At 55.4% G+C, this 19902-nt stretch carries 20 protein-coding genes; 17 read left to right on the plus strand and 3 right to left on the minus strand.

What is annotated here, in order from left to right; translation table 11 throughout:
• Positions 1-2: 2 nt before the first annotated feature.
• The 12 genes from urtC (at position 3) to ACR0DX_RS06215 (ending at position 11697) form a co-directional block, all read left to right on the plus strand.
• Entirely contained in the window at positions 3-1232 is a 1230-nt protein-coding gene (gene urtC, locus ACR0DX_RS06160) for an urea ABC transporter permease subunit UrtC (RefSeq protein ID WP_480845501.1), read from the plus strand.
• Complete coding sequence (urtD, locus tag ACR0DX_RS06165) at positions 1229-1969, plus strand: urea ABC transporter ATP-binding protein UrtD (protein ID WP_170353400.1); 741 nt, start codon at positions 1229-1231, stop codon at positions 1967-1969. Before urtC ends, urtD begins: the two co-directional genes overlap by 4 nt.
• Positions 1970-1972: 3 nt before the next feature.
• A complete protein-coding gene (gene urtE / locus ACR0DX_RS06170; protein WP_170353399.1) occupies positions 1973-2668 on the plus strand; it encodes an urea ABC transporter ATP-binding subunit UrtE in 696 nt (231 codons plus the stop codon).
• 389 nt (positions 2669-3057) lie between these two features.
• Positions 3058-3252, plus strand: coding sequence for a Flp family type IVb pilin (locus tag ACR0DX_RS06175; protein WP_480845503.1), 195 nt, complete (start codon positions 3058-3060; stop codon positions 3250-3252).
• A gap of 153 nt (positions 3253-3405) precedes the next feature.
• On the plus strand, positions 3406-4266 hold the full coding sequence (gene cpaB / locus ACR0DX_RS06180; RefSeq protein ID WP_170353397.1) for a Flp pilus assembly protein CpaB: 861 nt from the start codon (positions 3406-3408) through the stop codon (positions 4264-4266).
• A gap of 28 nt (positions 4267-4294) precedes the next feature.
• Complete coding sequence (locus ACR0DX_RS06185; protein WP_480845504.1) at positions 4295-5860, plus strand: pilus assembly protein TadG-related protein; 1566 nt, start codon at positions 4295-4297, stop codon at positions 5858-5860.
• Entirely contained in the window at positions 5857-6363 is a 507-nt protein-coding gene (locus ACR0DX_RS06190; RefSeq protein WP_480845505.1) for a TadE/TadG family type IV pilus assembly protein, read from the plus strand. Before ACR0DX_RS06185 ends, ACR0DX_RS06190 begins: the two co-directional genes overlap by 4 nt.
• A complete protein-coding gene (locus ACR0DX_RS06195; protein ID WP_480845506.1) occupies positions 6360-6998 on the plus strand; it encodes a TadE/TadG family type IV pilus assembly protein in 639 nt (212 codons plus the stop codon). Before ACR0DX_RS06190 ends, ACR0DX_RS06195 begins: the two co-directional genes overlap by 4 nt.
• Before the next feature lie 11 nt (positions 6999-7009).
• Positions 7010-8212, plus strand: coding sequence for a CpaE/TadZ family protein (locus ACR0DX_RS06200; RefSeq protein WP_170527250.1), 1203 nt, complete (start codon positions 7010-7012; stop codon positions 8210-8212).
• 48 nt (positions 8213-8260) lie between these two features.
• A complete protein-coding gene (locus tag ACR0DX_RS06205) occupies positions 8261-9658 on the plus strand; it encodes a TadA family conjugal transfer-associated ATPase (RefSeq protein WP_170353392.1) in 1398 nt (465 codons plus the stop codon).
• Positions 9659-9669: 11 nt separating this feature from the next.
• Positions 9670-10698, plus strand: a complete 1029-nt coding sequence (locus tag ACR0DX_RS06210; RefSeq protein ID WP_170353391.1) for a type II secretion system F family protein — start codon at positions 9670-9672, stop codon at positions 10696-10698.
• A gap of 12 nt (positions 10699-10710) precedes the next feature.
• Positions 10711-11697 carry a type II secretion system F family protein gene (locus ACR0DX_RS06215; RefSeq protein ID WP_170353390.1) on the plus strand — a complete coding sequence of 329 codons (987 nt, stop codon included), beginning with the start codon at positions 10711-10713 and terminating at the stop codon, positions 11695-11697.
• A 3-nt stretch (positions 11698-11700) separates the two neighbouring features.
• Here the strand turns inward: ACR0DX_RS06215 and ACR0DX_RS06220 are convergent, their stop codons facing one another.
• Together ACR0DX_RS06220 and ACR0DX_RS06225 are read right to left on the minus strand one after the other, a co-directional pair.
• A complete protein-coding gene (locus ACR0DX_RS06220; protein ID WP_170353389.1) occupies positions 11701-12195 on the minus strand; it encodes a prepilin peptidase in 495 nt (164 codons plus the stop codon).
• Positions 12195-12851 (minus strand): helix-turn-helix transcriptional regulator, encoded by a 657-nt coding sequence (locus tag ACR0DX_RS06225; RefSeq protein WP_170353388.1) that lies wholly within the window; start codon positions 12849-12851, stop codon positions 12195-12197. The genes ACR0DX_RS06220 and ACR0DX_RS06225 overlap by 1 nt, the downstream gene beginning before the upstream one ends.
• An 866-nt stretch (positions 12852-13717) precedes the next feature.
• Here ACR0DX_RS06225 and ACR0DX_RS06230 point away from each other — a divergent pair.
• The 5 genes from ACR0DX_RS06230 (at position 13718) to ACR0DX_RS06250 (ending at position 18937) form a co-directional block, all read left to right on the plus strand.
• Complete coding sequence (locus tag ACR0DX_RS06230; protein ID WP_170353387.1) at positions 13718-15064, plus strand: substrate-binding protein; 1347 nt, start codon at positions 13718-13720, stop codon at positions 15062-15064.
• Between the two features lie 100 nt (positions 15065-15164).
• Positions 15165-16196: a branched-chain amino acid ABC transporter permease gene (locus ACR0DX_RS06235; protein WP_170353386.1), complete on the plus strand. Its 1032-nt coding sequence runs from the start codon at positions 15165-15167 to the stop codon at positions 16194-16196.
• Between the two features lie 3 nt (positions 16197-16199).
• On the plus strand, positions 16200-17405 hold the full coding sequence (locus ACR0DX_RS06240) for a branched-chain amino acid ABC transporter permease (RefSeq protein ID WP_170353385.1): 1206 nt from the start codon (positions 16200-16202) through the stop codon (positions 17403-17405).
• Between the two features lie 11 nt (positions 17406-17416).
• Positions 17417-18172, plus strand: a complete 756-nt coding sequence (locus ACR0DX_RS06245) for an ABC transporter ATP-binding protein (protein WP_170353384.1) — start codon at positions 17417-17419, stop codon at positions 18170-18172.
• Positions 18173-18181: 9 nt separating this feature from the next.
• Entirely contained in the window at positions 18182-18937 is a 756-nt protein-coding gene (locus ACR0DX_RS06250; protein ID WP_170353383.1) for an ABC transporter ATP-binding protein, read from the plus strand.
• Positions 18938-19185: 248 nt separating this feature from the next.
• On the opposite strand, the gene gph is transcribed toward ACR0DX_RS06250, so the two are convergent.
• Positions 19186-19860: a phosphoglycolate phosphatase gene (gene gph / locus ACR0DX_RS06255; protein ID WP_170353382.1), complete on the minus strand. Its 675-nt coding sequence runs from the start codon at positions 19858-19860 to the stop codon at positions 19186-19188.
• Positions 19861-19902 lie beyond the last annotated feature (42 nt).

The raw sequence follows: 19902 nt of genomic DNA on the forward strand, positions 1-19902 counted from the left end.
CCATGGAACGTAGCTTTGTCGCCAAAAATCCCTCGGTGCTTGTCTTTCTGGCCATCCTGTCCTTGTTCACTTTGGGCGTTACCGTCCTGTCCGAAGGGTTCGGCATCGGCGTGATCTCAACCAGTTTCGTCAAGACGCTGGGCAAGACCCTGTGCCTGTGCCTGATCGCCGTGGCGATGGATCTGGTCTGGGGCTTTACCGGCATCCTGTCCCTTGGCCATTTCGCCTTTTTCGGGCTGGGCGGCTACATGATCGGCATGTGGCTAATGTACGAACGTACCCGCCTGATTGTGGTCGAGTCACTGTCGCAAGCCGAAATTCCTCCGACGCCATCCGAGGTTGTGGACGCCATCGGCACGCAAATCTTCGGCGTCGTCGGGTCGTCCGAGTTCCCGCTGATCTGGGCCTTTTCCGACAGCTTGTTCCTGCAGCTGGCAATGGTCGTGTTGGTGCCGGGCCTTCTGGCGCTGATCTTCGGCTGGCTCGCGTTCCGCAGCCGGGTGACGGGCGTCTACCTGTCGATCCTGACCCAAGCCATGACCTTGGCGCTTGCGCTGTACCTGTTCCAGAACGACAGCGGTTTGCGCGGCAACAATGGCCTGTCGGGTTTGCAGAACCTGCCGGGTGTTACCACCTCGCAGGACGTGGTGTCGGTCTGGTTCCTGTGGGCCTCGGCACTTGCGCTTGGCTTGGGATACATGCTGGCGGCATGGGTGGTGTCAGGCAAGTTCGGCTCGGTCATTCGCGGCATCCGAGACAACGAGGCGCGGGTGCGGTTCCTTGGCTATTCAGTCGAGGTCTACAAGCTGGCCGTCTTCACTCTGACCGCCTGCATCGCGGCCATTGCGGGCGCGCTTTATTACCCGCAGGCGGGCATCATCAACCCCGAAGAGATGGCCCCCATCGCTTCGATCTATCTGGCCGTCTGGGTCGCCATCGGCGGGCGCGGTCGCCTGTACGGTGCCGTCATCGGCGCGGCGTTCGTCAGCTTGCTCAGCACATGGTTCACAGGCGGGCAGGCTCCGGACATTCCGCTGGGGTTCTATACAATCAAATGGGTCGACTGGTGGCAGGTGCTGTTGGGCGTGTCCTTCGTGTTGGTCACACTGTTCGCCCCGCAGGGGATCGGGGGGCTGTTCGACCTCTGGACCAATCGTCGCGCACCGCAGCGCCACGGCGCGGCCCTTGGGCCCGATGAAAGCGCACTGCGCGAGAAGGAGGCCACGGAATGAGTACTCTGCTAGAAGTCAGCGGCGTTTCGGTCACCTTCGACGGGTTCCGCGCCATCAACAACCTTTCGTTCCAGATCGGCAACGCGGAGTTGCGCGCTGTGATCGGGCCGAACGGCGCGGGCAAGACCACTTTCATGGATATCGTCACCGGCAAAACCCGACCCGACGAAGGCCGCGTCATATGGGGCGAGAAATCCGTATCCCTGCTGCGCATGAGCGAGGCCAAGATCGCGCAGGCCGGGATCGGGCGGAAGTTCCAGAAACCTACAGTGTTCGAAGACCAGAGCGTGCAGGAAAACCTGCTGATGGCGTTGAAGAACAAACGCGGATGGCTGGGTGTGCTGTTCTATCGCCCTTCAAAGGGTGATCTGGAGAAAGTCGAGGAACTGGCCGCCGAGATCGGCTTGAAGGACGAATTGACCCGCAAATCGGGCGAACTCAGCCACGGGCAGAAGCAATGGCTCGAGATTGGGATGCTTCTGGCACAGGAGCCGCGCTTGCTTTTGGTAGACGAACCCGCTGCCGGGATGACCCCGCAGGAACGCGAACACACCACCGACCTGCTGGTGCAGGCCGCCAAGACCCGCGCCGTGGTAGTCGTGGAACACGATATGGAATTTGTCCGTCGCCTGCACTGCAAGGTCACGGTGTTGCACGAGGGCGCGGTTCTGGCCGAGGGGTCTCTGGACCACGTGACATCAAATCAGGACGTCATTGACGTCTATCTGGGGCGTTAGACAATGCTGACACTGACTGACTTGACTCTGCACTATGGGCATTCGCAAATCCTGCACGGCATCTCGATGCAGGCCGCGCTGGGCGAGGTGACCTGCGTGATGGGCACCAATGGTGTCGGAAAGACCAGCCTGATCAAGGCGATTTCCGGCACCCACCCGCGTTCGGGCGGTGAGTTGGAGCTGAATGGCGAAGCGTTGCCGCCCTTGCCCGCACATAAGATGGCATGGAAAGGAGTGGCGTATGTTCCGCAGGGTCGCGAAATCTTCCCATTGATGACTGTTCGCGAAAACCTTGAATCCGGGTTTGCGTGCTTGCCGAAGGACGAGCATTTCGTCCCGGACGAGATTTTCGATCTGTTTCCTGTCCTGAAGCAAATGCAAAATCGCCGGGGAGGCGACCTGTCAGGCGGCCAACAGCAACAACTGGCAATTGCGCGTGCCTTGATCACCAAACCCAAACTGCTTTTGCTGGACGAGCCGACCGAGGGTATCCAGCCCAATATCATCCAACAGATTGGCGATGTCATTCGGCATCTCAGAAGCAAGGGTGAGATGGCCATCGTTCTTGTCGAACAGTATTTCGACTTTGCCTACGACCTTGCCGACCGTTTTGTCGTGCTCAGACGTGGTTCCATCCTGATGGAAGGCGCAAGGCAGGACTTGTCGCGAGAGCAGGTTTTACAGGGCGTGACGGTCTAACGTCTCGCAACTTAAGACGAAAAACGCTGTACGGCCCCCGAGCGAGCGAGGGGTCGTTTTGCATTTTGTGGCTTAGGTTTTCCGGTCAACTTCGGAAAAGTGCACTAATTTTCGGTGTTTTGTCGGGCTTTTGGGCTTACGCGAGCTGTCAAAGCACGATTCGTGTGGGTGGCTAATCTGTGAATTTTTGTGTTTGGCGGTCATGTTCAGCCTAACTCTGGCCACAAATCCGCCCAAGTTGAAAAAAAATTCCCGTTATGCGGGAAAACCTTTTCGTTTGGGGGGAGGTTCCATCGCGACTCGCTTGGTATCAATTTTGTTAACGGGGATGTGAACCTCGTGTGTGTGCGGTCATTTCGCACTTGGTAAAACAGTCTGGAGTACAAATTATGAAGAATTCAATTCGCAAGATTTTCCTGAAACTGCGTGAAGACGAGCGCGGTGCGACCCTGGTTGAATATGGCATTGCCCTGTTCGTTGCCGTTGTTGTTGGTGGTACGGTTTTGACCGGACTGGCTAACGTTACAAGCGACAACTTCTCGGATGCGGTTAGCGCCTCAACTCGTACTGGCAACATCGACTAAGTCGACAGGCGTGATAATCTGATTTCCCGCCGGATACTGGCGGGAAATCAAACACTTATAATTTTGTCAGTTTGAAAGCCGATTTGTTCATCAGAAAAAAGCAACTCGCCTACACCTGACAACAATTGCCGACTTCGGAAATTGGAGGGCACTATGCGCGTTAAGTCTTTTTTGATGACATTCTTGGGTGTCGGTTTGGCAGGCGGTGCCGTTCTTATTGCCCAGGACCAAATTCAACGAAATCAGGAAGCCGCTGCAGACGCATCTATCGTCCGCGTTGTTGCAGTTGCTGAAGACATCCCATTTGGAACGCCGATCGAAAGGTACAAGCTGACCACGATCGAATGGCCGGCAGAGTCGGTTCCTGCTGGCGTGTTTACCAACTTTGATGATGTTCTACCTGAACCCGGAGCAGACCCGCGCCGCGCAAAGCGCGCATTGGCACAGGGTGAGATTTTGCTGGCCTCAAAGGTCTCGGACTTTGGTGAGAAAGTCACGATTGTACAGACGATTGGGGAAAACAACCGCGCGGTTGCCATCAGTGTTGATGCGCAAACCGGCGTTGGCGGTTTCGTAACACCTGGCGATTTTGTAGATATCGTGTTGACCCGCGGGTCCAACGATGAGCTGCGCGCCATTACCATTCTTCAAAATATTCGCATTATCGGCGTCGACCAGACTGCGGACGAGGAACTGGATCAACCCGGTATCGCACGGACCGTGACGGTTGAAGTCACCCCGCAACAAGGTCAGCGTTTGGCCTTGGCGCAAAAGGCAGGCCAGTTGAGCCTCTCACTGCGTTCGCTGAACACAGAAGACGATGAGCCGCTCGAAGCAGTGCGCCTGAGCGATATTCTTCTGGAAAAGTCACCAGCAGAAGATGGTGAACCGCAGCCGATTGTCAAAGTACGTCGCGGTATTTCCGAGGTCGAGGAGTTCAGGGTGGAAAATCCCACTGCGGCCTCTGCCGAACAGGACGTCCCCGTCACGGACACGTCCGGGACAGTGAACTAAAGCACGGAGAGTTTGGGAGGTTTTGACAATGTTTTCGGTTAAAGAGTTCAAAAAAGAAGAAGACGGCGCAATTCTGGTTTTTGTTGGAATGAGCCTGGTTTTCATCTTCGGCTTTGTCGCGCTGACTTTTGACCTTGGCCGTGTCGTTTCCACCCAAACCGACCTTCAGTCCTATGCTGATCACGTTGCGCTGGCTGCCGCCGGTGAACTGGACGGCGAAGGAGATGCGATTACCCGGGCTGAGGCCGCTGCCGCTGCGATGATTGCAGACGAACAGTTTTTTGCCGAAGGCGATCGTGCATTGGCCTCGGCCGCAGACTTCGATATTCGGTTTTTGACCGGTTTGCCCAATGACGCGCGTGACGAAGCTTCTGTCGCCAGTTTTGTGACAACCGACCCGACTTTGGCCGTCATGGCTGAGGTTACTGCAACGCCTCGGACAGTTTTCCTTCCATTCTCGCGCGCTTTGGCAACTCTGCTTGGTGCGACCCCGCAAGATGCCGAGGTCAGCGCACAGGCGATTGCAGGTTTCACGGCCTACGCGTGTGACGTGACTCCGCTAATGTTCTGCATCCCTCCGGGTTGGACTGCGAACGCGAATATCGGATCCACGATCAAACTGCGCACTGGTCAGGCCAATGCTGAATGGGGTCCGGGTAACTTTGGGTTTCTTGATCCGATTGATTTTGGCATCAATCCGGAGGGGCCATGTGCGGGACTGAACGGCTCGAACCTGTACATTTGCCTAATCGCTGCCCAAGGTAACAAAGGTCGTTGCGTTGTGCAGCGGGGTGTTGATACCGAACCCGGTCAGCGCCAGGGCATCGGTGGAGCAATCTATAACTCGCGCTTTGACTATTTTACGTCGACCTTGACCAACGAAAGAAATGATCCCGATTACGCGCCGGGGCCGCAGGTTATTTCAGGATGGGTTCAACCCACTGGCAATGGAAATGGCAATGGAGGCGGCAACAGCTGCATCAGCGGTCAGCCCACGCTGTCCACAGATACCATGCCTTTCCCGCCGGATGACTGTTTTGCAGATGATACCTGCGGTTCGCTAGTCCCCAACAGCGGTGGTCGGTTTGGAAATGGCGATTGGTCCAATGGTCGTCAGGATTATCTGGATGTGAACTATGGCGCGGGCCTTGATCCTTTGAACAATCCGCTGCCGGTAAACAATTCCGACGGAGCCAATGTGATCCGTAACATGCCGACTGGACTGCCATCTGCAGGCGGAACAACGCGCTACCAAATGTATCTTGAAGAGATCAATCAATTCTCAGGCGGTCCGATCCTGTCTAATCGCTCGGAAACAGGGCGCGCGCAGTGCTCCACGCCTGCCTCTACCGATCCCGACCGCCGCACCTTTATTCTGGCTGCGATCGACTGCGCCGCGAACAACGTTCAAGGCCGTGCCGTAGATGTTCCGGTTGAGGAATATGTCAAAGGCTTCATGATCCAGCCTCTGGCGAATTCATCGGGTACCGATTTCGACATCTACCTTGAAGTGGTCGAACAAGTCGGCGGCGCCGGTCTGGGCGGCAGTGAAGATGACGGTATTTTCCGCGATGTCGTGAGGTTGTACCGGTGAAACGTTTGATCTCGCATATCCAACGCCTCAAGCGCTGTGAATCTGGCGCACCGATGGTCGAATTCGCGATGATTCTTCCGCTGCTGCTGCTGTTCATTGCAGTGATTATCGAAGGCAGCCGGATCACCTGGGCACATCAGGCGGCTGCTGCCGGTGTCCGCGACGCATCTCGGATGATCGCAAGGACGGCTCCGATTGACTTGTGCGCGACGGCCACTGGACCGGTCACATTGGGCGGTGACTACGAAACGACAGCGACAACAATCGTCACAAACCAGCTTGGTGGCACCTCGATCATGCCGATTGGTACATCCGTCGTGGACGTGATCCCCACCTGCCTGCGTCGCAATGGCGCCTATAGGGTCAACCCGGCCTCGGTGGTGGAAGTGACCGCTCAGGTTCGTGTCGAGTTCTTGTTCGGCAACGTTTTCAGCTTGTTCGGTGGCGCTCTGGGCCCGTTGAACATGGAAATCTCGGATCAAAGCAGGGTGTTTGGCATATGACACGTCTAGTTAACATCTTTCGCAAATTCCGTACACAAGAACGCGGTGCAGCCCTTGTTGAAATGGCACTGGTCGTTCCGATGTTCCTTCTACTGATGTTTGGCATCGTGGATTATGGTCGCCTGTACTGGTCGACAACGACGGCTCAGAAGGCGATGCAAAAAGCAGCACGGCTGGCAACTGTCGGTCCTGCGCAGTGCGGAGCGTTGCCTGCGTCACATGAGTTGGTAAACAATCCAACAGGCACTCCTCGGTTCGGAACCTTGTGCCGCGTAGGTGGCATCTGTGAAGTGCCGAACTTGCCTGCCCCGTGCCGTCTCGACACAAGCACTGCCTACGGTGAGCGTATCTGGGATGAAATCCAACCGCTTCTGCCACCGGGCACAACCCCGACGAATGTGCAGTTCGCCTATACTCACGATCCACGCTTGGGTTTTCTGGGTGGCCCTTATACGCCGGTTGTTACGGCCGAATTGATTGATGTGGACTTCGATTTCGTAATGCCGCTGGCCGGACTGGCAGCGCTGGCTTCTAATAGCCCGGCGGTAACTTCAAACACCCCAAATAGTATTTCCCTTCCCGCGATGAGCACTTCGGTTCCTGCCGAAGACTTGGGCATCGGGGCAGCAGAGTAAGGAGAAAGATAATGAGTGGAAAACAGATTTCAGTATTGTTGATTTCGCCCGACGAAGAGATCTACTCGGCGATTGAAGGGTCTCTTGCTGAACAGGAGAACTGCCAGTTCACTGGCCGAAAAGACACGGTCTCGGGTGTGAACGGTTCGGCCATCTCGCTTACGGCGCTGAATGATGTGGTTCTGTTCGACGTCGAGGAAGACAGCGACAAAATGCTGGAAACAGCACAGAGCATCTGTGATGCGCGGATGCCCAACGCAATTATCATTGCGCTGGCTCCGGAAGATCTACCGCTTGAAAAAGCGCGACAGCTTAAGAAATTGGGCGTCGATGACGTTTTACCCCGGACCGCGATCAACGAGGAGATCGTGCCGCAGGTTGATGCGATCCGGACTCGCCGCCAAGCTCAGTTGCCTGCTGTTTGGGGCGGTCATGCAACGCTGGGCAAAGTGATTGCCGTGGCAAAATCTCGTGGTGGTGTTGGTTCTTCGCTTGTGGCCGCAAATATGGCCAACGAGTTGCAGCAGAAAGAAGGTTTCTTCAAGAAGAAAGCGGCCAACGAGGTTGCAGTGGTTGACCTGGACTTCCAGTTTGGTTCCATCGCGGCCCTGATGGACGTGGAAGAAAGCGATGCCATGTGGCGCATGGCAATGGACGAAAGCATTCCTGACACCGCGTTTCTGGATCAGGCAATGGCCAAAGCACCATGCGGTGTAGATGTTCTGGCAGCTCCATCACGTTATGGCCCGCTATCTGCCATCAAAGCCGAACAGATTGACGCTATTCTGGACAGTTTGCGCCGGTCTCACGACTACGTTGTGATTGATCTGCCGCGTGCTTTGGTCGAGTGGATCACTCCGGTGCTCGCTCAGGCGGACCGGCTGTATCTGGTTACGGATGTGGCCGTACCGTCGGTGCGCTCTGCCCGCAAGCTGATTGATTTTTATCACAGCGAAAACCCGGCTTTGGACATTCAACTGGTTGCAAGCCTTGAGAAAAAGCCCTTGTTCCCCGCGGCCCATCACCGCGCCGCGACCAAGCTACTTGAAAAAGACTTCTCGTATTGGGTGCCAAAGGACGAGCGTACAGTGCGCGAATCCGTTGATCGAGGCGTTCCCTTGCAGGACGTGTCCAACCGGGCACCAGCGACACGGGCGATCAAGAAGCTGGCGGATGACACGCGGGCTTCTCTGCCGCCGCGCGTGAACAGCTGACGCCCGTTCCCCAAGCCGTGATGTAAGATAAAGTAAAAGGTTGAAAGAATGTTTCGTGAATTTGACAGAACGAGCCGTACAGCACCCAGCGCACCCAAGGTCGTTCCCTTGGATACCAAGAAGCTGGACTCTAACGTATCAGACATCGCAGCCTTTGAAGCCGAGAAAAAGGTCGTTGATCGCGAAAGACAGCAGGATCGTATTGACCTGAAGGCGCGGATGCACAACTCGCTGCTGGACAAGCTGAACCTCGCGGTCATCGACAAGGTTGAAGAGGACACTCTGCGCGGCGAGATTGGCAAACACGCTACGGATCTGTTGCGCCATGAAGGCCGTGCGATGCGCAGCGAAGAGATCAAAGAGCTTGTCGAAGAGCTAATGCATGAAGTCCTGGGCCTTGGCCCGCTCGAGCCGTTGCTGGCCGACCCGACGATCAACGATATCCTGGTCAACGGACATGAGCAGATCTTTGTCGAACGCGCTGGTATCCTTGAAAAAACTGAAGCCCGGTTCCGTGATGAACGCCACCTGCTGCGTATCATCGACAAAATCGTTAGCCGGGTTGGTCGCCGTATTGATGAACGTCAGCCTTGGGTGGACGCGCGTCTAGAGGATGGTAGCCGTGTGAACGCTATTATTCGGCCTTGCGCTTTGGATGGTCCTGCCCTGTCGATCCGTAAATTTGCACGCGTTCCTTTGACGATGCAGCGTTTGGTGAACAACGGCGCCCTGAACGACAGTGCCGCAAACCTGCTGAGAGGGCTGGTTGACGCCAAGATGAATGTTCTGATCTCGGGTGGTACAGGCTCTGGTAAGACGACGATGCTGAACGCGCTTTCTTCTTACATTGGCGAGAACGAACGGATCGTGACCATCGAAGATGCCGCGGAACTCCAGCTGCAGCAGGAACATGTGCTGCGCATGGAGACGCGTCCGGCTGGTCTGGACGGAACAGGAGCGGTGGCGCAGCGTGACCTGGTTCGAAATGCGCTGCGGATGCGCCCGGACCGTATCGTCGTAGGCGAGGTGCGCGGCTCGGAAGCCTTTGACATGTTGCAGGCCATGAACACAGGCCACGACGGATCGATGACTACGGTCCACGCGAACAGCCCAAGAGATGCCCTGTCGCGTGTCGAACAGATGGTCCAGATGGGTGGAATGGAACTGCCGCATTCAGCCATTCGCGCCACCATTGCCTCGGCAGTGCACTTTGTTCTGCAGTTGAACCGTATGTCAGACGGTACTCGCCGCGTGACTTCCATTGCTGAAGTGACCGGCATGGAAGGGGACATTGTGACCATGCAAGACATCTTTGTCTTCAAGCGCGAAGGTAAAGATGAGAACGGCAAAGTTTTGGGACGGTTCATGGCAACCGGTATCCGGCCGAAGTCGAGCGAAGCATTGGCCGCTGCTGGGGTAGACCTGTCCACCGTCCAGTTCACCTAAGGAGGCGGGTCATGTTCGAGCAAATTCGATCATTCTTTTCCAATCTCGATATCAACGGAATTGTTGGGCCCGAGATGGAAATCTTCGGTTTTGATGCGCGCTTTGTTCTCGCGTTGGCTGTTTTCCTCGGGGCTCTGATCGCATGGGAAGGGCTGCGGCAATTCCTGCGGCGGGGTGAAAACCGTGAAGAAGCGATCAATCGTCGCGTTCAGCTGCTAAACGAAGGTAAGAGCGGCGAAGATGTTTTAAACCTGCTTAAACCGCAGGAAGCCAAGCCGTTGATCCGGAATTTCCCGTTTGTGGGGGATCTTCCGGCAGCGTTGAAAGCGTCCGGGTTGAACATGGCCCCCGAGGTGTTCTTGATAGCTTGTGCTGCGGCCTTTCTTGTCTGCGCAATTGGCGGTTCGCTCGTGTCCAACCCGGTGCAGGTTGTGCCAATCTCGGCCGTGGTTTTCTTGTTTGGCCCGCTTGTTGTCCTCGGAAGCACGTTGAGAAAGCGTAAGGCCATGCTGATCAAGCAACTGCCTGATGCGTTGGACCTTATGGCCCGGGGTTTGAAAGTTGGGCATCCGCTGAACACGACGTTGCAGAGCGTTGCCGAAGAGATGCCTGATCCTATCGGCACCGAGTTCGGGCTGATTGTCGACCAAGTTGCCTACGGCGAAGAACTGCCGGATGCCTTGAAGACCCTTGCTGAGCGTATTGACGAAGAAGACATTCAGTACCTGGCTGTTGCGTTGATGATGCAGCATGGTACGGGGGGTGATCTTGCCGGAATCCTCAGAACTCTGGCGCGGGTTATTCGCTCGCGGATGTCGCTGCGTCGTAAAGTCAAGGCGATCTCGGCAGAAGGTCGAATGACCGCATTTATCCTATCCAGTATTCCCGTCCTCATTGCCGTCTTTATGACGATCATGACGCCGACCTACTACGGCGATGTTTCGGATGCTCCGTCGTTCTGGCCGGTAATGGGGTTGATCGCCGCGGCAATAGTTCTGAATGCCATCATATTGTTTAAGCTGGTGAATTTCCGGATATAAGGAGTTTCCCCGATGGAATATATCAACTCTATTCTTGCTGACGAAATTGGGTCACAAATCCTTTTGCTTGCAATTGTGGTCCTTGGCGCAGTGCTCGCCTTTTTCGGAATTTCGTCCACTTTCAGAGAACGTTCAACCGCTGCCGATCGCATGGCGCCAAGTCGGCCGCGCCAAAATCTGGCTCGGGGAACGCCAGATAAACTGGAAGGCGAAACGCCGACTGGCCTGAGCGCAGCGCTTATCCCAGCCGATGCAAGCGAGCGTCTCGAAGTCGGGCAGGTGCTAGCCAAGTCTGGCTTTCGCGGGAAGAACGCGATTGCGGGTTACTACTTTATCCGGTTGGGCCTGGCGACCTTTTTGCCGATGACCTTTATCTTTTTGCTCAACTGGCAGCCGCCGAACAACTTTGGCGCGCGGATTGCAGAATATATGGGCGGCCTGGACTTGCTGGCGACTCTAAGAAACGTGGTCATTTTGGGTGCGATCGGGTTCTACGTTCCTCATCTGTGGATGAAAGCCCGCATCAAAGAGCGCAAATGGCAGATGGAGAGCGCCTTCCCGAACATGCTGGATCTTCTGCAGATTGGGATCGAAGCTGGTATGGGATTCGATCAGGCGCTGCTGAAAGTGGCCGTCGAAATGCAATTGGTTGCTCCAGAACTGTCCGAAGAAATACTGATCGCGCTAAGCGAGATTCAGGCAGGCCGGGATCGTGACACAGCTCTTATGCGTATGGCGCGTCGAACCGGGATCGAGGAAATGAGTGCTTTTGTAAGCGTTGTTCTTCAGTCGACCCGGTTTGGTGTTCCGCTTGCTTCTGCCTTGAACACTTATGCAGAAGAGATGCGAGAGCTGCGTGAAGTGCGTGCTCAGGAAAAGGCTAATAAGCTGCCTGTTCAAATGTCTGCGGTCTTGGCTACCCTGATGTTGCCAGCTATCGCAGGTCTGATCCTGGCTCCTGTTGTGATCCGTTATATGGAGACCTTTGGTGGAAACTAAGGCTCAATTCGGTGTTAACTGAAGGACAGAATGCAGGGTCAAAACCAGCCCCGAAGACCCGATCGCGATCCCCATTGGAAACTCTCGCGATTGGGCAGTTGATTTGAAGCGCGGAGACAGGGTTTTGGCATAACGTCGTACCAAGGCCATCCCAACAAGCCCTAGACCCATACCTGCGGCCAAGAGCAATAAATAGTAGGGAACTGCTGGGCTTGGAACAATGAGAAACACGACAGGAAGCATCTTGGCGTCCCCGCCGCCCAGCCATCTGACTGCGAACAGGCCAAAGCAAAGCAGAAAGCACGCTCCGCCAATCATGAGGCGCATGAACAACTCGTGCCATTCCAGAAACGGGGCGGTGGCCACGAAAATGACCAGGCCGATGATGCAATAGGTGTTAGGAATTCGCAGCTGAGTGAAATCAGTCCACGCTGTAGCCGCAAACAGCGGCGCGAACAGCCATAGGGCAATCCAATTTTGCCAGTCCAATTCAGGCATTAAGCCCTTGCTTGATGCAGTTTCCCGTACAGCGCCTCGCGCTCTTCGACCGACACTAGTCTGCGTGCCAGCATATGGAAATTATCCAGACCGGTTTTCGAATAGATATGTTTGAGGTGTGTCCTGACAGTTGCAGGTCCAATTCCCAACTCAGCGCCGATACCTTGGGATGATATGCCACGAGACACCAATACGCACACACGCCATTCGGCACGGGTAAGCCCCGCAGGGTTTTCGGTGCTCAGGATAGGCACTTCAATACTTGTCTTGCGGATGGTCGCGACGGTCTGCCGGGACAATGCCTCGGTCACAAGGCCAGCGCGCCGGCTCTGAAACGTCTCGGATAACTGTGGAGCAATCTGTTCGATTGCCTCCTTATAGCCGGGTTCGGGATTCTGACCAAAGTGCAGCTCAAGAAAGTCTATTTCGCCAGCCTGATGGTCCAGACACAGGAACAGGATGTCCGAGATTTTGCGATGCGCAATCCAATCCGTCAGGACCGGTGACAGTTTCGCAGGGTCCTCGCCATCTTCACGCAAACTGAAAACAGATGCCCTTTTCGGCACGTTGCGAAAAGGTCCAAGCGCGTCATTGGCATAGGACAAGAACAGAGGGCGGCTGATTGATGGATCGCGCGTGTCCGAACGCGCGGCCACCCTGTGGGCGCCTTTGTTCAGCCACAAACGGCTTATGACGGCGCAGTCTGCGCCGAAGGCTTCCACTATACCATTGAGAGCTGCGTCCAGAACAAGGCCGCCCTGACTCCAATGAATGAAATTTATGATTGCTCGTGCATGAAGCGCATTTGGCAGCCACGCTCCAGTTTGAGCCTTCCCCCCATTCATACTTCACCATTCCATACTAATTACAACAAAAATGCGGCTTACGCCAAAAGCGGACAAATGCCCACTCGATTCTTTAACGATTCTTTTGAAAGTCTAACGTACCACCTAAAAAATTAACTGAAAATTAATGGAACATAAATTTAGAGCAACGAATGAAAGTTGTGACTTTATGGCCTCCTTTCTGGGGACAAACGAGCGAGCTCCTTTAGACTGTTTCTTTCATGGCGTGTTATGCGCTCTGGCTTGAGTCGTTATGAGTGTTCATAATGTGAGTTATAGCGATAAAAAAGTTCATCAAAGATCAGCAAGTTTAAGCTCTTCAGAATGTGCTCTCAGGTGTTTCAATGCGGCGCGGATAAGTGTCATTGTGAGAACTCTTTGCATTTGGCCCTAAGGGTGCATCTTGAATCAGCGAGCTTGGCGACGGTTTTAGGTTTTTGACAAAAATATTGGGTTCACAATTAAACATCTGTAATTAAAAAGTAAAAAACTCAAAAATAACCAAACATTAACTGATTTTCGCATTTCTTGTGTATTTGTTTACCTAACATCGTTGCAAGTTTAATAGGTTGTTGAGAAATTTTCGGATGGGCCTCCATACTCATAGAACGCAGAAATGCGCCTTCACTCGCTGGAAGAGGAGCCAGAGAGTGAAAATTGGGAAATGGGAGGAATGAATGACTAACAAATCTGTCACACGCCGCGGCGTGCTGAAGTCCGGTGCCGTTGCGGGAACCGGTCTGGCCCTGCCTACGATCTTCACCGCTTCGTCAGCAGCAGCCTACACTAACGAGCCCACAGGGTCTTCGGTTACCCTTGGTTTCAACGTCCCGCAGACCGGGCCATATGCCGAAGAAGGAAATGATGAACTTCTGGCGCAACAGCTGGCGGTCGAGCATCTGAATGGCGAAGGCGATGGCGGTTGCCTGAACACCTTTACGTCCAAGGCGCTCAAGGGGAACGGTATCCTTGGCAAAAAGGTCGAGTTCGTAACCGGTGATACACAAACCAAATCGGATGCAGCCCGCGCTTCGGCCAAGTCGATGATCGAAAAAGACGGGGCCGTGATGATCAACGGCGGATCGTCCTCGGGCGTGGCCGTTGCGGTTCAGGGTCTGTGCCAAGAGGCGGGCGTGATCTTTATGGCGGGTCTTACCCATGCCAATGACACCACCGGTAAAGACAAGAAAGCCAACGGTTTCCGCCACTTCTTCAACGCCTATATGTCGGGTGCCGCGCTGGCGCCGGTGCTGGCGGCTGAGATGGGCAAGGAACGCCGCGCTTATCACCTGACAGCTGACTACAACTGGGGCTGGACCCAGGAAGAGTCGATTGTTGCTTCGACCGAAGCCTTGGGATGGGAAACGGTCAACACAGTCAAAACACCACTCGCGTCAACGGACTTTTCGTCCTACATCGCTCCGGTTCTGAACTCGGGCGCGGATGTTCTGGTTCTAAACCACTATGGCGGCAACATGGTGAACTCGCTGACCAACGCGATTCAGTTCGGCTTGCTGGACAAGGTGGCCAACGGCAAGGACTTCAAGATTGTCGTGCCGCTGTATTCCGAACTGATGGCCGCTGGTGCGGGCGAGAACATCAAAGGCGTGCTGGGTTCGATGAACTGGAACTGGCAGCTGCAGGATGAGGGCACCAAGGCCTTCGTGAAATCCTTCGGTGAAAAGTACGGCAAGCCGCCATCCAACTCGGCCCAGACCTGCTATGCGCAGGTTCTGCTATATGCCGATGCGGTCGAGCGTGCGGGTACGTTCAACCCCTGTGGCGTTGTCGAAGCGCTGGAAGGGTTCGAGTTCGACGGTCTGGGCAACGGTAAGACGCTGTACCGCGCCGAAGATCACCAGTGCTTCAAAGATGTGCTGGTCGTGCGTGGCAACGAAAACCCGACCAACGCCTATGACACGCTGGAAATCGTCGAAGTGACCCCGGTCGAGCAGGTGACCTATGCACCTGATCATCCGATGTTCGCCGGCGGTGACCTGGGTTCCTGTAACTCGGGCGCATAATCCGCGCCTCAGAATTTTCGACGAAAATTCTTGTACCTGAAACTGGGCTCTCCTGCTGACGCAGGGGAGCCTGCCTTGAAGGCAATAAAAGGGGGGGACAATGGACGCCATACTTCTTCAAATCCTAAACGGGCTCGATAAGGGATCGGCATATGCGCTTATCGCGTTAGGGCTGACGTTGATCTTTGGCACGCTGGGTGTTGTGAACTTTGCCCACGGGGCGCTGTTCATGATCGGCGCTTTTTGTGCTGTTACCCTTCAAAAGCTGTTTAGCCTCAGCTTCCAGACCATCGACGAAACCCAGACGGACTTTCTGGGTAATCCGCTGAAGGTCGAGACACCTTATGTCGAGGCATGGTTCGGTCCCGAGGTCGGTGCGTCAATCATCGACTGGTCGGTGCCTCTGGCGATCTTGTTCGCGATCCCGATCATGCTGTTGGTCGGCTACGTGATGGAGCGCGGGCTGATCAAGCATTTCTACAAACGCCCCCATGCGGATCAGATCCTTGTGACATTTGGTCTGGCTATCGTACTGCAAGAGGTCGTCAAGTATTTCTTCGGGGCTAACCCGATCCAGACCCCGCCGCCCGAAGCGCTTAATGGCTCTATCGATTTGGGCACCATGATCGGGTTCGATCCGAACGCAATCATTTATCCGATCTGGCGTCTGGTCTATTTCGGCTTTGCGGTTGCCATTATCGGTGCAGTCTTCTCATTCCTGCAATTCACCACCTTCGGCATGGTTGTTCGCGCAGGTATGGCCGACCGGGAAACCGTGGGTTTGTTGGGCATTAACATCGACCGCCGATTTACCATCATGTTCGGGATCGCTGCTGCGGTGGCAGGACTGGCCGGGGTGATGTACGGGCCGCTCAATCCGCCGAACTACCACATGGGGATGGACTTCTTGGTCCTTAGCTTTGTTGTGGTTGTTGTAGGTGGCATGGGATCGCTGCCTGGTGCCGTGTTGGCGGGGTTCTTGCTGGGGGTCCTCGAGAGCTTTGCCTCGACCACTTGGGCCACGACCACGATTCCGGGCATCAACCAGATCATCATCTACCTTGTCGCCATCATCGTGCTGCTGCTGCGGCCACGCGGGCTGATGGGGCGCAAAGGCGTGATGGAGGACTAATCCATGTTTGGACTGAACAAGAAAGACACCGGGCTGCTGATCATCGTTGGGATTCTGACGCTGCTGGCCCCCTTCATCCTGAACCCGTTCCCGGCGGACAGCGCCATGGCGCAGTTCAACGCGGGCTACCCCGACCTGATGCAGCGGTTCGTGATCTTTGGCATCTTCGCCATCGGGTTCAACATCCTGTTTGGCCTGACCGGATACCTGTCCTTCGGCCATGCGGCCTTTCTGGGCGTGGGATCGTATTCGGCCGTTTGGATGTTCAAGCTGCTCAGCTATAACGTCATCCCCGCCATCGCGCTGAGCGTGGTGATCGCTGGGTTGTTCTCGTTGCTGATCGGTTATGTCAGCTTGCGGCGGTCGGGGATTTATTTCTCGATTCTGACGCTGGCCTTCGCACAGATGAGCTTTGCGCTGGCCTATTCGGTGCTGTCGAACCCCAAATTCAACCTGACCAACGGGGAGACTGGCCTTCAGGTCTATGCAGATGACCCGCAGATTCTGCAGGGGGCCAATGCGCCCGACCTGCCGCACCTTTTCGGATTACCCATGCGCGCGACCTACACGCTGGACATTGGCGCGTGGAGCTTTGACTTCAACGCAGGCTACTACCTGTGTGCGGTTGTCATGATGGTCGTGTTTTATCTGGCGATCCGCATCTTCCGGTCGCCTTTCGGGATGATGCTGCGGGCGGTGAAGTCGAACCAGCAGCGGATGAACTACACCGGGCTGAACTCGAAACCCTATACGCTGGCGGCCTTTGTGATCTCTGGCATGTATGCCGGTCTGGCTGGTGGCCTGATGGCCGCGATGGATCCGCTGGCCGGGGCCGAGCGGATGCAGTGGACGGCCTCGGGCGAGGTGGTTCTGATGACCATCCTTGGCGGTACCGGAACGCTGATCGGTCCGGTTCTGGGCGCGGGCTTCATCAAGTATTTCGAGAACATCTTCTCGAAAATCAACGATAACGTCTTGCACAGCTGGTTTGCCTTCCTGCCCGACGGGTTGGAGGACGCGGTGGTGTTCATCATACACCCGTTCATCGGCAAAGGGTGGCACCTGACATTGGGTATCCTGTTCATGTTGGTGGTGATTTATCTGCCTGGCGGCCTTGTCGAAGGCGGACAGCGGGTATCGAACTGGTTCAAACGTCGGAAATCCGGCGCGGATGATGCGCCTTCGGGCAAAACCGAGCCAGCGGAATAAAGGAGGCGACTATGGCAATTCTACGTGTGAAAGACGTCAGTAAACGCTTCGGTGGCCTTAAGGCGCTGACGGACGTGAACCTGAACGTCGAGGAAAATTCGGTTCATGCCATCATCGGCCCCAATGGCGCCGGCAAGTCGACCCTGCTGAACTGTCTTGTGGGTAAACTGATGCCGGATACCGGGTCGGTCCTGTTTGACAACAATTCGGTGCTAGGGCTCGAGCCGTTTCAGATCAACCAGATGGGCATCAGCCGTGTGTTCCAGACTCCCGAGATATTCGGTGAGTTGACGGTGATGGAGAACATGTTAATCCCGATTTTCGCCATGCGAGACGGGGCGTTTCGGATGCACGCCTATGAGACGATTGCCAATGAAAAGGACATCGTCGAACAGGCCGAAGCGATGCTGGTCGAGATGAACATGGCCGACAAGCGCGAAATGCACGCCGCTTCCTTGTCGCGTGGTGACAAGCGTCGGCTTGAGATCGGCATGTGCCTTAGCCAGAACCCGCGTCTGTTGCTGCTGGATGAACCGACAGCCGGAATGGCGCGGGCCGATACCAACAATACGATCGACCTGCTGAAACAAATCAAGGATGAACGCGACATCACCATCGCGATCATTGAACACGATATGCATGTGGTCTTCAGCCTTGCCGAACGGATTACCGTGCTGGCACAGGGCACACCCTTAGTGGAAGACGTGCCAGAGAACATTCGCGGTAACCCCAAGGTTCGCGAAGCCTATCTGGGCGAGGCAGCGTAAGGAAAAGCTATGAATCAGAAACCGGACTTTTCGAAAAACGCCAATATGGCCACAACTGCGCCGGCCTTTCTTTCGGTGTGGGATATGCATTCGTACTACGGCGAAAGCTACATCGTTCAAGGTGTCAGCTTCAACGTGCACGAGGGCGAGATTCTGGCTCTGCTCGGCCGGAACGGGGCTGGTAAGACCTCGACCCTACGCTCGATCGCGCGTCTTGGTGACCCCGAAGTGCGCCATGGCGAGATCTGGCTGGACCACCAGCCTCTGCACAACAAAACAAGCTACGAGGCCGCAGCGGCCGGTCTTGGTCTTGTCCCCGAGGATCGCCGGATCATCCCTGGCTTGACGGTCGAGGAAAACCTGCAACTTGCTCAGATTGCGCCACCAATTGGCTGGTCGCTTGAACGTATCTACGAGTTGTTCCCCCGTCTTGGCGAGCGCCGCAAGCAAGAAGGCGTGACCCTGTCAGGTGGTGAGCAGCAAATGCTGGCCATAGCGCGCGCATTGGCACGCGACATCAAGGTTTTGCTGTTGGACGAGCCCTACGAAGGATTGGCCCCGGTGATCGTGGATGAGATCGAAAAGACTCTGATCCACGTAAAGCAACAGGGCATGACGACGATCATCGTTGAACAAAACGCCGTGCGTGCATTGGAATTGGCCGACCGCGCAATCATCCTGGATACAGGTAGTATCGTGTTTGACGGCACTGCCAGCGAAGTGCTGGAGAATACGCAACTGCGTGAGGAATATTTGGCGATCTGATCCAGACAATCCGTTGCAAAGCGTTAAGGCGGGGTGGGGAACCACTTCGCCTTAGTTGTTTCAGGGCTGCAAAAAGGGCGATTGAATTCGAATGACGGTTGGAGGTTTTCCTGCCTCTACGGGAAACCCCCAATATCTTGCAAATACGAAATACCTTAATTGTAAATCATCCAAGGTTTTACCAAGGACATTTCCCCCTTTGAGGGGCTGGCTTCTTACCCCCTCGGCCGGCCCCTCAGTTCCTTGGATCAGGCCGTTTCTTCCAGTTTCGATATCGCTTGCTGGACCAACGAGGGCAGCTTTTCGTTGTGGTCGTAGTTAAGTGCATGAGGGATTTCGGATACAGGTGACTTCCGATACCCTTCGGTGAACAGCAGAAACGGAACCTGCGCACGTTGCGCGGTTTCGGCGTCGACTTCGCTGTCGCCAATAAACAGGCGCGGACCGGTCGGGGTGACGGCGGCGAAACTGGCGTGAAGATGCGCGGGGTCGGGCTTGCGTGTGTTCAGAGTATCACCGCCAAAGACGGTATCGAAATGATGAGCGAGGCCCAAATCCCGCAGAATATCGCGGGCGGGGGCCTCGGGCTTGTTGGTGCAAATGCCCAACACGCATCCCATATCGCGCAGCTGCTGTAGCGCCTCGGAAACACCGGGATAGGGTACGGTCAGCGCGCTGGATGCGGCGGAATAATGTGCAAGTGTACGCTCAGTCAGTTCTGCATGGCGATCAAGTGGCATGTCGCAATGCCTGATGACACGTTCGACCAATTTGGGAAGGCCATTCCCAACGAATTGCTGGATTGTCTTTTGTGGAAGATGGGGGCGTCCCTCGTCCTGCAGCATGCGGTTCGCGGCGGCCGCGATATCAGGCAAACTGTCGATCAGCGTTCCGTCCAGATCGAACATGAGCGTTGCAGTCATGGAAAACCTCGGGCGTTTGAATTGTCGCATCAGGCTTAGCCC

This window comes from Ruegeria sp. D3 (assembly GCF_056534465.1).